The organism is Shewanella electrica, assembly GCF_022321485.1.
Classification (GTDB): Bacteria; Pseudomonadota; Gammaproteobacteria; order Enterobacterales; family Shewanellaceae; genus Shewanella; species Shewanella electrica.
Genome location: NZ_JAKOGG010000586.1, coordinates 1 through 249, shown reverse-complemented (window position 1 = coordinate 249; position 249 = coordinate 1). Strand labels below are relative to the sequence as shown.

The 249-nt window shown below is 45.4% G+C and carries 1 protein-coding gene; it reads right to left on the bottom strand.

Annotated elements, in window-relative coordinates:
* Positions 1-249 (bottom strand): ATP-binding cassette domain-containing protein (locus L9G74_RS21525; RefSeq protein ID WP_238898872.1); only part of this gene is annotated, 249 nt, incomplete at both ends.

Genomic DNA, 249 nt, shown 5'->3' with positions numbered 1-249 from the left:
TCAGTTGACGATCTTTAATCCACCACTGATTATTACACAGTTCCGTCAAGGCATAGGTTTGGTGGCAGGTGATCACAAGACTGGAGCCGAGATCTAATAAATCTCGCGCCATTATAACAAATCTCTCAATAGATTCTTGATCCAATGACGCACTCGGTTCATCCATCAGCAAAATAGAAGGCTTGAGAATCCACGCTCGCGCCATCGCCACTCGCTGTTTTTCTCCAACAGAGAGCACGGAAATATGCT